The sequence below is a fragment of the Oscillatoria sp. HE19RPO genome (genome assembly GCF_024220515.1).
Classification (GTDB): Bacteria; Cyanobacteriota; Cyanobacteriia; order Cyanobacteriales; family Laspinemataceae; genus Laspinema.
On the sequence record NZ_JAMXOT010000374.1, the window covers coordinates 1 to 12171 of the forward strand.

Annotated in this window: 13 protein-coding genes; 5 read left to right on the forward strand and 8 right to left on the reverse strand. The window is 47.2% G+C overall.

Features of this window, described 5'->3' with window-relative positions; translation table 11 throughout:
• Positions 1–983: 983 nt before the first annotated feature.
• Positions 984–1580, reverse strand: a complete 597-nt coding sequence (locus NG833_RS26935) for a bZIP transcription factor (protein ID WP_254568354.1) — start codon at positions 1578–1580, stop codon at positions 984–986.
• Positions 1581–1929: 349 nt separating this feature from the next.
• Here NG833_RS26935 and queF point away from each other — a divergent pair, with 349 nt between their 5' ends.
• Entirely contained in the window at positions 1930–2355 is a 426-nt protein-coding gene (gene queF, locus NG833_RS26940) for a preQ(1) synthase (protein WP_254568365.1), read from the forward strand.
• A 121-nt stretch (positions 2356–2476) separates the two neighbouring features.
• On the opposite strand, the gene NG833_RS26945 is transcribed toward queF, so the two are convergent.
• Both NG833_RS26945 and NG833_RS26950 read right to left on the reverse strand, forming a co-directional pair.
• Complete coding sequence (locus NG833_RS26945; RefSeq protein WP_254568355.1) at positions 2477–3877, reverse strand: cytochrome c biogenesis protein; 1401 nt, start codon at positions 3875–3877, stop codon at positions 2477–2479.
• Positions 3878–3943: 66 nt separating this feature from the next.
• Positions 3944–4681: a cytochrome c biogenesis protein CcdA gene (locus NG833_RS26950; protein ID WP_254568356.1), complete on the reverse strand. Its 738-nt coding sequence runs from the start codon at positions 4679–4681 to the stop codon at positions 3944–3946.
• Positions 4682–4705: 24 nt separating this feature from the next.
• Here NG833_RS26950 and NG833_RS26955 point away from each other — a divergent pair, with 24 nt between their 5' ends.
• Together NG833_RS26955 and NG833_RS26960 are read left to right on the forward strand one after the other, a co-directional pair.
• Positions 4706–4918: a hypothetical protein gene (locus NG833_RS26955; protein ID WP_254568357.1), complete on the forward strand. Its 213-nt coding sequence runs from the start codon at positions 4706–4708 to the stop codon at positions 4916–4918.
• A gap of 219 nt (positions 4919–5137) precedes the next feature.
• Positions 5138–5935 carry a Uma2 family endonuclease gene (locus NG833_RS26960; RefSeq protein WP_254568358.1) on the forward strand — a complete coding sequence of 266 codons (798 nt, stop codon included), beginning with the start codon at positions 5138–5140 and terminating at the stop codon, positions 5933–5935.
• A gap of 188 nt (positions 5936–6123) precedes the next feature.
• Here the strand turns inward: NG833_RS26960 and NG833_RS26965 are convergent, their stop codons facing one another.
• The 4 genes from NG833_RS26965 to apcA all read right to left on the reverse strand — a co-directional run bounded on the left by NG833_RS26965 (position 6124) and on the right by apcA (position 9322).
• Positions 6124–7311, reverse strand: coding sequence for an FtsW/RodA/SpoVE family cell cycle protein (locus NG833_RS26965; RefSeq protein WP_254568359.1), 1188 nt, complete (start codon positions 7309–7311; stop codon positions 6124–6126).
• A 524-nt stretch (positions 7312–7835) separates the two neighbouring features.
• Entirely contained in the window at positions 7836–8039 is a 204-nt protein-coding gene (locus tag NG833_RS26970; RefSeq protein ID WP_015147227.1) for a phycobilisome linker polypeptide, read from the reverse strand.
• Between the two features lie 243 nt (positions 8040–8282).
• Positions 8283–8768 (reverse strand): allophycocyanin subunit beta, encoded by a 486-nt coding sequence (gene apcB / locus NG833_RS26975; RefSeq protein WP_254568360.1) that lies wholly within the window; start codon positions 8766–8768, stop codon positions 8283–8285.
• Positions 8769–8836: 68 nt separating this feature from the next.
• Positions 8837–9322 carry an allophycocyanin subunit alpha gene (gene apcA, locus NG833_RS26980; RefSeq protein ID WP_254568361.1) on the reverse strand — a complete coding sequence of 162 codons (486 nt, stop codon included), beginning with the start codon at positions 9320–9322 and terminating at the stop codon, positions 8837–8839.
• Positions 9323–9815: 493 nt separating this feature from the next.
• On the opposite strand from apcA, the gene NG833_RS26985 reads away from it, so the two are divergent.
• Positions 9816–11150, forward strand: a complete 1335-nt coding sequence (locus tag NG833_RS26985; protein ID WP_254568362.1) for a DNA methyltransferase — start codon at positions 9816–9818, stop codon at positions 11148–11150.
• A gap of 36 nt (positions 11151–11186) precedes the next feature.
• Here NG833_RS26985 and NG833_RS26990 read toward each other — a convergent pair whose 3' ends face one another.
• Positions 11187–11714, reverse strand: a complete 528-nt coding sequence (locus tag NG833_RS26990) for a DUF29 family protein (RefSeq protein WP_254568363.1) — start codon at positions 11712–11714, stop codon at positions 11187–11189.
• 234 nt (positions 11715–11948) lie between these two features.
• On the opposite strand from NG833_RS26990, the gene NG833_RS26995 reads away from it, so the two are divergent.
• The coding region (locus NG833_RS26995) for a Uma2 family endonuclease (RefSeq protein WP_254568364.1) at positions 11949–12171 on the forward strand (223 nt) is incomplete at its 3' end.

A 12171-nucleotide genomic window follows, 5' to 3' on the forward strand; every position in this document is an offset into this window, starting at 1 on the left:
AAAAAATAAAACCTTCAAAAAACCCGCAGGCTCAAGCCTGGGGCTACACGGACAAAGCGGTGCCTGCGCGGGCTAAAAGAGCCTTGTTAGGTGCGATCGCATCAAAGCAAGGATGATTTATTTGTTGGAATCCCCTAATCCAGGTTGACTCCGTTTAAATCCGTTACCCGTTGTTTCTATTTTGAACACCCTCAAGCCTTAAACTCCCTTTTGAAAACTCTTTAAGCTCGACTGATTTTTTTCAATTGATGGTCGCTCAAAGTCTGGAAAATTTGAAAACCGGAACTTATTCTACATTTTACCGGCCAACGGAGAATAGGGATAGAACTCAGGTGCACAGTCGGGTAAGCCATTCAACCTAATTTCTATTTCTGATGCGTAAATCCTAGATAATTTGGCAATCTTTAAGTTAGGGTTGAGATGAGATATTCCTCATGTCCCATTACCCTCTCCTAGGCATGACCAATCTACCCGGTTCCGGATGGAGGCGGTTTCCCTGACTGTGTTTTTGCGGGGGAAGATTTGCGATCGACCGGATTCGAGGGTCTTCATGCATATTGTAGGTCTCGTTTGACCGTTGCCAACTGGGTTCAAATTTCTGTTACTTAGATTACTAAATCCAGGGTGATTTGTCAACGGTTTGGGGAGAATTAAGAATTATTAAAGAGACCCGTCAGATTAGGTTAAGAAACCCTCACAACCCGATGAAACGGATCGGCGATCGCCCGAATTATGGATGAAAATAGGGGGGATTACCCCTAACCCCGCCGAGCATTATCAATGATATAATTCCTATGCTTTTATCCATCGGTTGACCTGGGGAATGAAGAGAAGGGACGCCAGGTTTCGTACCGAGTAAATCCGGGATGGAGTTTTGCAATTGAGGTGCAAAAATAAACAGAGTCTGAGTCAGGAAAATTGCGATCGCCTGACTCAGGAGTACACAGGTCCGTTAGACAGACCCAACACCGGATAAACTGCCTTTAACGCTGCTGCTGCATTAATAAAGGACGCACAATCCAATACCCGGCACCAAACGCCGTCACCACAATCAGAAGGATCATAATAATCAATCCAAATCCCCCGAGGTCCGATCGCTTCACCGGACGGGTGGTGCGACGAGGACGAGTTTCCGGCTGTTCAGTAAATAAAGGCTCTCCGGGACCTGGAGTTGCACCCATCTCCGTCATCGCAAAGGGAGAACCCACCGCAGAACCGGGAACCCCACTTAACTGCGGATGACCACTTTCCGGATGGGGTGGGGTGGCATAGGCGGATTCCCCCCGTTGGGTGCGATCGCCACTACGGTTCATTGGGGGACTCTGGGGTTCCCAAGCATCCACCACCTGCTGTAAATGCACCGCAGATTGAACCACCGATTCAATTTCCTGGCGCAGTTGCTTATTTTGTTGAAGTAACTGATGATTTTGAGTCGTCAAGGAATCCAACCGTTCCTGCGCCGTTTGTAACTCAGCGACGACTTCTCGATACAGAGAGATGGGAACCGAAGGAGAATAAGGTTGATTAGAAGCAGTCGGGGGGGTTGTCGGCAGATTGCCGGATGCAGCAACATTTCGCATAAGGGCTTTTCGGGTAGTAGGAGGACGGGAGGCGATCGCAACCGTTCGGAGTCTTTTTGATGATAGGACTCTGCCTCAGATTACAACAAGCCTTACCCTGGTTCGTCAAGGATTTGCTACAAATCTCTACGATTGAGGCAGTTGGCAATCAAGACAGGATGGCATGAACTCCAGATTAGAGGGCGATCGCCTAGACCCTGAACCAATCTTTGCTTTCCATCTTAAATCCTGGAGTCCCTTCCTTCAAGGTCTAGGACCCCAAGACTCTCCGAATCGGAGCAAATTCTGTCACCATAGAATTAATCACGAGACATTAAGTCCCTATTCAGTCAAAATGAGTAAATCTTCCATGCAGTCCGATGTATCGCCAACCGCCATCCCTGCCGATGACACCCCACAGGTCAAATATGGGGAACGGGAAATCGAAGAGGGACAGTTAATTACCTTTCCCAATCCCCGAGTCGGCAGACGCTATGACATTCACATCACCTTACCGGAATTTACCTGTAAATGTCCCTTTTCCGGCTATCCCGATTTTGCCACCATTTACCTGACCTATGTTCCCAATGAACGGGTGGTGGAACTCAAAGCGATCAAACTCTATATCAATAGTTACCGCGATCGCTACATTTCCCACGAAGAATCCATCAATCAAATCCTCGATGACTTCGTAGCCGCCTGTGACCCCCTAGAAGCCACCATCAAAGGCGACTTTTACCCCCGAGGCAACGTCCACACTGTGATAGAAGTTCGCCATAGCAAACCTCAGCCTTAATCATAAAAAGCCCCCCAGGAACTAAATATTTATTCCTCTGGCCTCCCCCTTCTTAAGGGGGACGGGAGGGGGATCTCCCGGGGGGTTGGGGGGATCAATCCAGAATTTTGCAACAGGTCTATTAATTTTGACCCGCCAAAGAACCCGAGGCGATCGCCACCTCATCGGGACTCTGTTTCTCCTCTAAACTATCCAAAATTTCAATCACTTCTCGCTCAAACGTCACTTGAGCGCGATTGGTTTTTCCACCCACATACAGTTCCTCATCCTGTTCTAACGCCCAAACCTGGGAATGAGAAACGTAACTCATCATCACCCCCAACATTAACAAACCAAACCCTAAATAAACCATCGGAATACCCGGGTCCGCTTTAATTTGTAACCCCGTACTCCCAATCACCTTCTTAATCTTCAGCGTCACCCCATTCACCGGAGTTTCCATCCCGGGACGCAGACTCGTCATTAATTTCCCTTCCATATCATAGAGTAAAAGCGTTCCCTGTAAATCCTGCGCCAACAGAGAAACCCCTTCACTCAAATCCGGCTTAGTCGGAATCCAAGTGCCCCATAATCGCGCACCACCTCCGGTATTTAAAAGCGCCATCGGTAGTTGAAAAATCGGACTATTATTCAACTGAACCTGAACCGCTGCCACACCCCAATCCGTTTGATACATCGTCACCCCGCGATACCGTAGGGGTTTGTTCACATGAATCGTCTGGCGATCGCGTTCCTGACCCTCCTTATCAATCACCGACAAATCAGAATAAAACTGGTCAATCGTCCCATCCGGCTGGTAATCAATCCAAAACCGATTCACATGAACTGCCCAATCTTTCGGAACTTGTGACATCGAAAATGGACCGGCATCAATAATATTTTGTACCTGAAAGGTTTCCCCACTCGGAATAATTTCCTGAGCCATAAAACCCGTCATCGCACCCAAAATTGAACCCGCCAGAATAATCAACATACTGGCATGAACCAAAATCGGGCCAATTTTCCCCATTAACCCTTTTCGCGCATACAGGGTATTTCCTTCCCGAAAGACTAAATAACGCCGTTTTTGTAATAACGTTTCTAACTGATTCAGATTCGCCTCATCCACTTGAGCACTCAGCGCCAGCTTTTCAAACTGCCGAGGAGTCTTATAAAATTTCCACCGCCGCGCCGCCGTTAAAGCCGGGAATTGGTGGGTAAAGGTGCAAGCGGTTAAACTCGAACCAAATAACACCAATAAAGCTAAAAACCACCAAGTCCGATAAACATGATCCAACCCCACAACTTGAATTACCTTCCAAGTCAAGAAGCCAAAAAGAGCCGGAGATTCAGGATAGTTAGATTGATAAAAAGCCGGAGATTGACCCTGCTCAATGACAGTCCCAGAGATACTAAATGCGGCGATGGCTAATAAGAGGGCGATCGCCAATCGTAAATCCCCCAAAAACGGCAACAGTTCCCGCCGAAAAAACCGCTTTGGAACCGACACCCAACTGCTTAACTTCTGCGTATCATTTGTCATTTCTAATTTACCCTGTGACCCTTGTCATCAAATACAACAAAAAACCCTTTCCAATCTACCCAATTCCTACACCACTGGAAGCAGTCTAAATAATAGAGAAAACACCCCAAACCCCACCAAAAGCGCTCCACTAACCGGCGTAATCCAACCAGACCAGCGACGCACTTCCAGCAACTTTTTAATAGTAGCGGTAAACGTACCCGCCAAAATCAAAGGAGCCACATAACCCGCCGTATAAGCCAGTAATAAAGCACCTCCCAACATGACATCTTGGGTACTAGCAATCCATGCCAATAACGTTGCCAAAACCGGGGTACTACAAGGAGAAGCCACCAACCCAAAGGTGAGTCCCAACAAATAGGAACGCACCCCATCCGGCACATCCTTGGGAATCAACTCCATCCCATCCAAAGAAGGCAAACGCAACGGTAACGCCTCCAGAAGATTGAGACCCATTAAAATTGCAATTACGCTCACCAGAATCGGCAAACCAATCCCCACCTGACCATAAACCTGACCCACATAAGCGGCGACAATACCCAATGCAGCGAGGGTAGTAGCCAAACCCAAAGCAAACCAAGTAGACTGCGCCGCCGCCTGAATCCGACTTTGGGCCTCATACCCGCCAATATAGCCAATCGTAATCGGCAGCATCGACAACATACAAGGGGTCAAGCTAGTCAGCAACCCCGCCAAAAAAATAATCAAGACACTCACCCAGGAGAGGTGGCTCAATTGGCTAGAAACGAGACCATCAGCGAGTTGTTGCAGGTGGTACAGAGAAGTTTGCACAGAATCAATCATGCTTAACCGGGGAAAACGCCCAATATGAACAATTGTAACGTAGAGGGCACCCCAGCGATCGCCCTCATCCAACTCAACCCAATAAAATTGCGATCGGTCCCTTCCCCCGTTCGTAGTAACGACTTCAGTCGTTTCCGGATATTCAAACTAAAAACCCTTCCCCCCGTTCGTAGTAACGACTTCAGTCGTTTCCGGATAGTCGGACTAACCCGTAAAAAAAATTTTTTCATCAAATGATGTCGAATAATTCTTGTATTTATTCATATAATTTAGTGTGAAAAATTAAATTGTTTTAAAAGGATAGAAAATGTTATATCCATTATTTTAGTCAAAATTTATTCAATAAAATCGCCCTGCCTCATGAGTCGATGTAGAGTTGGGACAGGATGCGATCGCCTCCTACCATCCGCTACAATAAAACTCAATCCATTATCAACAGTCATACGAGGTTGCATAATGTCTGTTCTACCTCAAACCTCAGTTTCTGAGATAAAAATTACCTGGCCTACACTCCCAGAAGACTTTGTACTCCCAGACGACCCCGTGGAAAACTTAGAACATCCTTTATTAGCCAATGCCCTCCGTCACTCTTTGACTCCGGAGTTATGCCAAGATGCCTTAATTTCGTCCAACTTTGCATTGTGTGCTGGCATTAATAACCGTCCCATCTGCAAGGCCCCCGATTGGATGTACATTCGTCCCGTTGCACCTTGGTCCAGTCCCGAACCCCGTCGCAGCTACACTCCCCATACCGAAGGACCCATTCCACTCATTGTCATGGAATTCCTATCGGATACTTATGGGGAAGAATACTCAATGGAAGTTCAAAAGCGCATCGGCAAATGGTACTTTTACGAACAAATTATTAAAGTACCCATTTATGCGATATTTCATCCCCAAATGGCTGATTTAGAACTGTACGCTTTAGAATCCAACCGATATCAAATACAGACCCCCGATGCTAACGGTCTCTATTGGATTCCCGGACTAGAGCTATTTTTAGGCGTTTGGCAGGGAACCCGTGACAACCGCACAGGCAATTGGTTGCGCTGGTGGAATGCCGATGGTGAACTCCTGCGATGGCCCGAAGAACTGGCGGAAACTGAACGCCAACGAGCGGAAACCGAGAGCCAACGGGCGGAAACTGAACGCCAACGAGCGGAAACCGAGAGCCAACGGGCGGAAACTGAACGCCAACGGGCGGAAAAACTAGCGCAACGGTTGCGTGAGTTGGGTGTAGATCCAGATAGTTAACGAAATGGAGGGGTGTGAAGAATCAGCGATCGCCCCTCCTCTTTTTTCTACCCTTTGTTTTCACCCCTCATCAAGCAACAGTACAGAAAGTGCTTAGGACAAGAAACCGGGTTTCTAGCCCAGATTTGTTGCGAAGTACCAGAGATTTTGTGAAGAAACCCGGTTTCTAACCTTTACTGCATCCAACCCTAACGCTTCCTCCGTCCTCTGCCGAAGCGCGATCGCCGCTTATCCGCCAACGACACCACCTCCCCGGTACTACTTTCCCTTGCCACCCGAATCAGAATCCCCGCACACATCAAACTGGCAATCATTGAACTCCCCCCATAACTAAACAGCGGCAGGGGTAAACCCGTCGTTGGTAGAGCACCCGTCGCCACTCCAATATTCAGCAGGGACTGTCCAATCATCACCACCATCACCCCGATCGCCACCAACTGCTGCACAATTTCCCGAGTCTTGTACGCCACCAACACCGCCACTGTTGCATAACTCCCCAGCAGCAGCATCAGGACCATACTGCCAACAAATCCAAACTCCTCGGCATACACGGCAAAAATAAAATCCGTATATTGAATCGGCAAATACAGCAGCTTTTGTTGGGACAAACCATACCCCGTCCCCAAAGTCCCCCCGGAACCCACCGCTAACAAACTTTGAATCAACTGGTATCCATCTCCAAAGCGATCGGCCCAAGGATTTAAAAACGACATCACTCTTCGTCGTTGATATTCCTTAATGCTAATACTCAACAGCGCCAGGAGGAACCCTCCAAATGCCGTACTCCCCAAATAAGAAAACGGTAAACCCGACCCCAAAGCAATCAACCAAATCGTCATCCCACAGAGGGCCGTGGTACTCAAATTCGGCTGCACCAAGATTCCCAACAGGACCGCCACGAAAATCACCAACCAATTAATTCTGACCTGCCAAGTCAAGCGGTTCCAGTTGCCAAAAATCCGCGCCGCTTGCAAAATCAGAAACGGTTTAATTAACTCCGAGGGTTGAATCAAAGCCGGACCCAACTTTAACCACCGGGTAGCACCATTCACCGTGGTCCCAAATCCCGGAACAACCGTCAGCCAAATCAACCCCAGCAGGATAATTACCGCCCAATCCGTAATACCTTGAATGTATCGCAGGGGGGTATAAACCAGGACATTAAAGCCGATTAAGCCAACCAGAACCCAGATTAGTTGCCGTTTAAAATAGTAGAGTCCATCCCCAAACTCCGCATTGGCACTGGGATAGGAAGCGGAAAAGAGCACCGCCAACCCGACAAACAGCCAGAGGAAGGTCAACCATCGCAACAATCGAGCTTCTAAGGCCCATTCTTTGACAGCCGGATCGAAAACGGGAATCAGTAGGCGTTGCATCCAAAGCAAGTCCGATAACTACATACAGTTTAGTTCAGTATATTTTATGATTTCCCGAATGAACGCGGAAGGAGGGAACGACTGAAGTCGTTACTACGAACTTTGAGGGGATAACGACTGAAGTCGTTACTACGAACTTTGAGGGGATAACGACTGAAGTCGTTACTACGAACTAATATCAAATCCGGTTGTTAAAAGTAGGTTTTCGCTTTTAGCCCGCGCAGGCGGGCTTCGTCCGTATAGCTCCACCCTTTCCTTACGGAACGCTACGCGAACAGGGTGCGGGTTTTTACAGACCTTTGACAACTGGATTCCGTATAAGAGGGGATAACGACTGAAGTCGTTACTACGAACTTTTCCCCCGTCCCCCAAGGACAAATGACCAAGGACAAATGACCAAGGACAAATGACCAAGGACAAATGACCAAGGACAAATGACCAATGAAATGCAAAAAGAGGCCCTAAAGACCTCTTTCCATATTCATTAAAGCTCGGAGTGCTTTCTGTAGTTATGTCCGTAAGAGTTAAGATATGCCGGTGTTCATACCGGGTTTGCCAGTGGCAAGTTGCACTTTGATGATTTTGCCACCCATTTTCATAATCCGTTGCTGCTCTTTAAACCAGTTGTCGTAAGGAACGAGCTTGGTGAAATAGGTATTTTGTAATTCCCGCTGGGTGCGAATCCGGCTTTGGCTTGGTACGCAAGCCGTCACTTTGAACATTCTCATGGGCTTCTTGCTCCTGTTTCGGTGGAAAAAATTTGTATCTGAACAAAACTATCTTAATTGAAGCCAGGGAGTCCAGAGTCAATACTAGCTCGTTAAAACTCATCGAAATCTGTTCTCAAGCCTTTGACGAGCTAACACTCACTCTTGACTTCCCTGTCCTCAAAACTAGGTCGAGTTAATAGAGCGTTGTCCGAGTTAGCGATGATTTTTCAATCGCTGCTCTACAGGCTCCACACTCCACATTTAGCTCAAGCCAGAGCAGATGTAGTCGAAGTAGACGCCCATTTCTTTACCGGCATCAGGACCTACTAAACCGGCGGTCACTTCTTTCATAGCTTGGATTGCTTGCACGGTTGCACCGATGGGCACACCCAAGGAGTTGTAGGTTTCTTTCAAGCCATTGAGCACGCGCTCATCGAGGATGGAGGGGTCAGCCGCCAACATCGCATAGGTGGCATAACGGAGGTAGTAGTCGAGGTCACGAATGCAAGCTGCATAGCGACGGGTGGTGTACATATTACCACCGGGACGGGTTACATCCGAGTACAGCAGGGACTTGGCAACAGCTTCCTTAACGATGGTGGCTGCATTGGCGCTGATAGCGGTTGCAGCACGAACGCGGAGTTCGCCGGTTTGGAAGTAGCCCTTGAGTTTGTCAAGAGCGGTGTTGTCTAGGTACTTACCTTGGACGTCAGAAGAGTTGATAACAGCAGTAATTGCGTCTTGCATTTTTTATGTTTCCTTAAACTGCGCGATCTGTGATTATTTACCTTAAACGAATGGAGTAGAGAACAGCTCTACTGCATCGCACCGATAACGTAGTCGAAGTAGGAGCCAGCTTCGGCTGCATCTTCAGCAGACAGCAAGGAAGCAGCTACGTTCTTCATGGCACGGATGCCTTCTGCAACGCCTTCAATGGGGGTGCCGAGAGATTTGTACATTTCACGAACACCAACAATTCCGATTTCTTCAATCGGGGTGACGTCGCCAGCAACGATTCCGTAGCTGATCAAACGCAGGTAGTAGTCCAAGTCGCGCAGGCAGGTTGCGGTCATTTCTTCACCGTAGGCGTTGCCACCGGGAGAAACCACATCAGGACGCTTCTGGAACAGTTGATCGCCAGCTTGCTTGACGATACGCTCGCGGGATTCGCTCATGATTTGGGCGATGCGAACGCGGCGCTCACCAGTGGTGACGAAAGACTTGATCCGATCTAATTCGCCGGGGCTAAGGTAGCGAGCCTCAGCATCTGCATTCACGATGGACTTCGTGACGATACTCATTAACTACTTCCTCCAACAATGAGAGTGTGTATCCAGATATATAGAATATTAATCTGGGTTTTGCAAGACCTTTCTCGGATTTTGTGTCTTTAGGTTTTTTTACTCAGTGATGGGGTTTGAGTCCCTTTCTCCTGAGTTACCCCACTTTTCCCTAGCTGTATTCTAGGGGAATGTGGTTCACAAAAAAACTTTTGACTTCGACTGGATTTTGCAAATACGGATATTTTGCATCATCACGTTTACATTCGCACTCCTTACTTAATATTTTGTAACAATTTTCCTCAGTTTAAGGGGGTGAGGCCCCTATTTTTCGCCCAGTAGCCCCACTTATCAAGTTAATGATTGGTAATTGAGCAATGAGGTAAATTCTGAGTCTAAAATTGCGTATCTGTAATTTTAGGAAGAGAACCTTTCAGGGAGGGGGTCATTAAGATAGGTTCCGATGGGGCCACTGGGTGGTAAAATTGGCGAAAATGGGGAGGATAGACTGGGGATGTTCAGGGACCTCCCTGGGGCGATCGCCTTCTATTCATTTCAAGTCACAGCCATGAGTACATTTTTCGCCCACCGACTCCGAAACAAATTTTCGGCAAGTGCGGTGCAGGACTTTAATCAGGGGATTCCCCAAACCCTTTTAGACATAGAAGACAAACGCCGAACCAACCTCTTTACCTGGCGCGGACAATTTTCGCCGCAATTGGTGGAAAACCTGTTACTCGCCTATTGTCCGCGAGATGCGACCGTTATGGACCCCTTTTGTGGCAGTGGAACGGTATTGTATGAATGCGGGTATTTGGGATTACAAGCGGTGGGATGTGAGTTAAATCCAGCAGCTTGGATTCTCAGTCGTCTCTATGAGTTTATCAACCTCAGCCTTGGCGATCGCAATCAAGTGATGACCTCGGTATCGGGCAAATTACAGCAACAGTTCCCCCAACCGGAGTTATTTCAGGCGTTAGAATGCGATCGCCTAAAAGTTACAGAGTTTCCAACCCATTTATTTCCCATTTATCAGAATTCCCAACCTTTAGAACAGGCAATTTTAGATGCCTTGGTCATTTTATTAGATGTAGACAATCAGCAACAGATTCCTATCCCCGAAATTCATAACATATTTTGGGAAATTCGTCAAGATATTCGAGACTTTCCTGAGTCGGAAAATTCCGTAAAAAGCTATTTAGGGGATGCTCGATGTCTGCCAGTGGCTAACGATACCATTGATTTTGTCTTAACCTCTCCTCCCTATATTAACGTTTTTAATTACCATCAAAATTATCGCAATTCTGTAGAGCTTTTAAATTGGAATTTACTAGAAATAGCCAAATCTGAAATTGGCTCAAATCGGGCCAATCGGAGAAATAGATTTTTCACCGTGATTCAATATTGCCTGGATGTAGCCTTGATTTTCCAGGAAATCAACCGAGTTTGTCAACCCGGGGCGCGGATTATCTTTGTGGTGGGGTATGAATCCACGGTGTTAGGCGTTCCTTTTTATAATGCTCAAATCATTTCTGAACTGGCAACTCTAGGGGGTCAGTTTGAATTGGTTTTGACTCAGCAGCGACAATTTAAAAATAAATTTGGGAAGATGATTCGTGAAGATTTATTGCATCTGGTGAATGGGAATACTACATTATCCGAAGGGGATTGGGAGGTGGGGGTGAGACAAGTTGCTGAAGCAGCGCTTAGGAAGGGATTAGAACAGGTTTCCGAGAAAAATAAAGGGGCGTTGTTGGAGGCGATCGCCAAGGTTCCGGATATCGGGAGATCGCCGCTTTATTTTCGGCCAAAGAATCGCGATCGCCCTGTGGAGAGAATCACCGTATAAATTCTCCCTCCGGTAGGCGATCGCCTCCTCCGCATACTATTTTTTCCGCCACTTGCCAGCACTCCACTCCTCTCCCCCCGCTAACCGGGTTAAACTTTCATCAATCATGGCGGGTAATTCCTTAGCGGAATGGAGATAAGTCAAATTGAGCAAACCTTGTGCCGTGGCGATCGCCTCCTCTTGATTGACCCGTTCCCACAGTTCATCCGGACTATACTCACCCTCTAATACTTCCTCACTCGCCTCGCGAATTGCTTCCTCAAATTCCACCTCTAGCATTTCCTGCCATTCATGTTGTTTCACATAATAAGAAATTTTATTATCCTTTAAATTGAGTTTCTGAATTTCTCGTAACGAACTGCGAATTGAAGTTGCCCAAGAATTCGTCAAGCGATGTTCAACTTGATTTTTAATCAAATGAATTAAAATGCGTAACAAAAACGATTGAATATTCCTCAAAATGGCCTGTTTACTCATCCCTTCTAATTCATCAATGATTGCCAAAGCATCGGGATACCGTCCCTCTAAAATGCTGGTTCTTAAATCCACGAGTTCTTGAGTCATAACTTAGCCCTAATCTCGTCCACTAGATGACTAAACCGTTCAGCATTGATCTGATCCACCCCGGGAAGCTCAAAGCTCCCCATACAACACGGTGGGTTGAGGGTTTTTCACAATTTAGATGCCAAACAGCTTTCTATATTTTAGACTATACCCAATCCGAATTCGGGTTTAAAATGGTGGTAGGGTTTCCCACCCACCCAAACGGGTGTCTCGTAGTTTACCCAATAGACCCCCATGATTGCCATTCCCCACCATATCAGCCCCGACGACTACCTGGCCCTCGATCGCCAAAACCCCATCCGCCACGAATACCGACGGGGTTTGGTTTACGCCATGAACGGCTCTAGCGATCGCCATTCACGGATTGCAATAAACCTCCTGAGTGAGATGGATCGACATCTTGGCGACTCACCCAATCGCTTCTACGGCAGCACTGTCAAAGTCAACTACAAAGATG

What these genes read in the sequence shown, in the direction of transcription:
- NG833_RS26960 (WP_254568358.1), top strand. Translation starts at nt 5,138, where the DNA reads ATGTCTGTTCTACCTCAAACCTCAGTTTCTGAGATAAAAATTACCTGG.
- apcA (WP_254568361.1), bottom strand. Translation starts at nt 9,322, where the DNA reads ATGAGTATCGTCACGAAGTCCATCGTGAATGCAGATGCTGAGGCTCGC.
- NG833_RS26965 (WP_254568359.1), bottom strand. Translation starts at nt 7,311, where the DNA reads ATGCAACGCCTACTGATTCCCGTTTTCGATCCGGCTGTCAAAGAATGG.
- NG833_RS26985 (WP_254568362.1), top strand. Translation starts at nt 9,816, where the DNA reads ATGTTCAGGGACCTCCCTGGGGCGATCGCCTTCTATTCATTTCAAGTC.
- NG833_RS26955 (WP_254568357.1), top strand. Translation starts at nt 4,706, where the DNA reads ATGAACAATTGTAACGTAGAGGGCACCCCAGCGATCGCCCTCATCCAA.
- NG833_RS26935 (WP_254568354.1), bottom strand. Translation starts at nt 1,580, where the DNA reads ATGCGAAATGTTGCTGCATCCGGCAATCTGCCGACAACCCCCCCGACT.
- NG833_RS26990 (WP_254568363.1), bottom strand. Translation starts at nt 11,714, where the DNA reads ATGACTCAAGAACTCGTGGATTTAAGAACCAGCATTTTAGAGGGACGG.
- NG833_RS26950 (WP_254568356.1), bottom strand. Translation starts at nt 4,681, where the DNA reads ATGATTGATTCTGTGCAAACTTCTCTGTACCACCTGCAACAACTCGCT.
- NG833_RS26970 (WP_015147227.1), bottom strand. Translation starts at nt 8,039, where the DNA reads ATGAGAATGTTCAAAGTGACGGCTTGCGTACCAAGCCAAAGCCGGATT.
- NG833_RS26945 (WP_254568355.1), bottom strand. Translation starts at nt 3,877, where the DNA reads ATGACAAATGATACGCAGAAGTTAAGCAGTTGGGTGTCGGTTCCAAAG.
- apcB (WP_254568360.1), bottom strand. Translation starts at nt 8,768, where the DNA reads ATGCAAGACGCAATTACTGCTGTTATCAACTCTTCTGACGTCCAAGGT.
- queF (WP_254568365.1), top strand. Translation starts at nt 1,930, where the DNA reads ATGCAGTCCGATGTATCGCCAACCGCCATCCCTGCCGATGACACCCCA.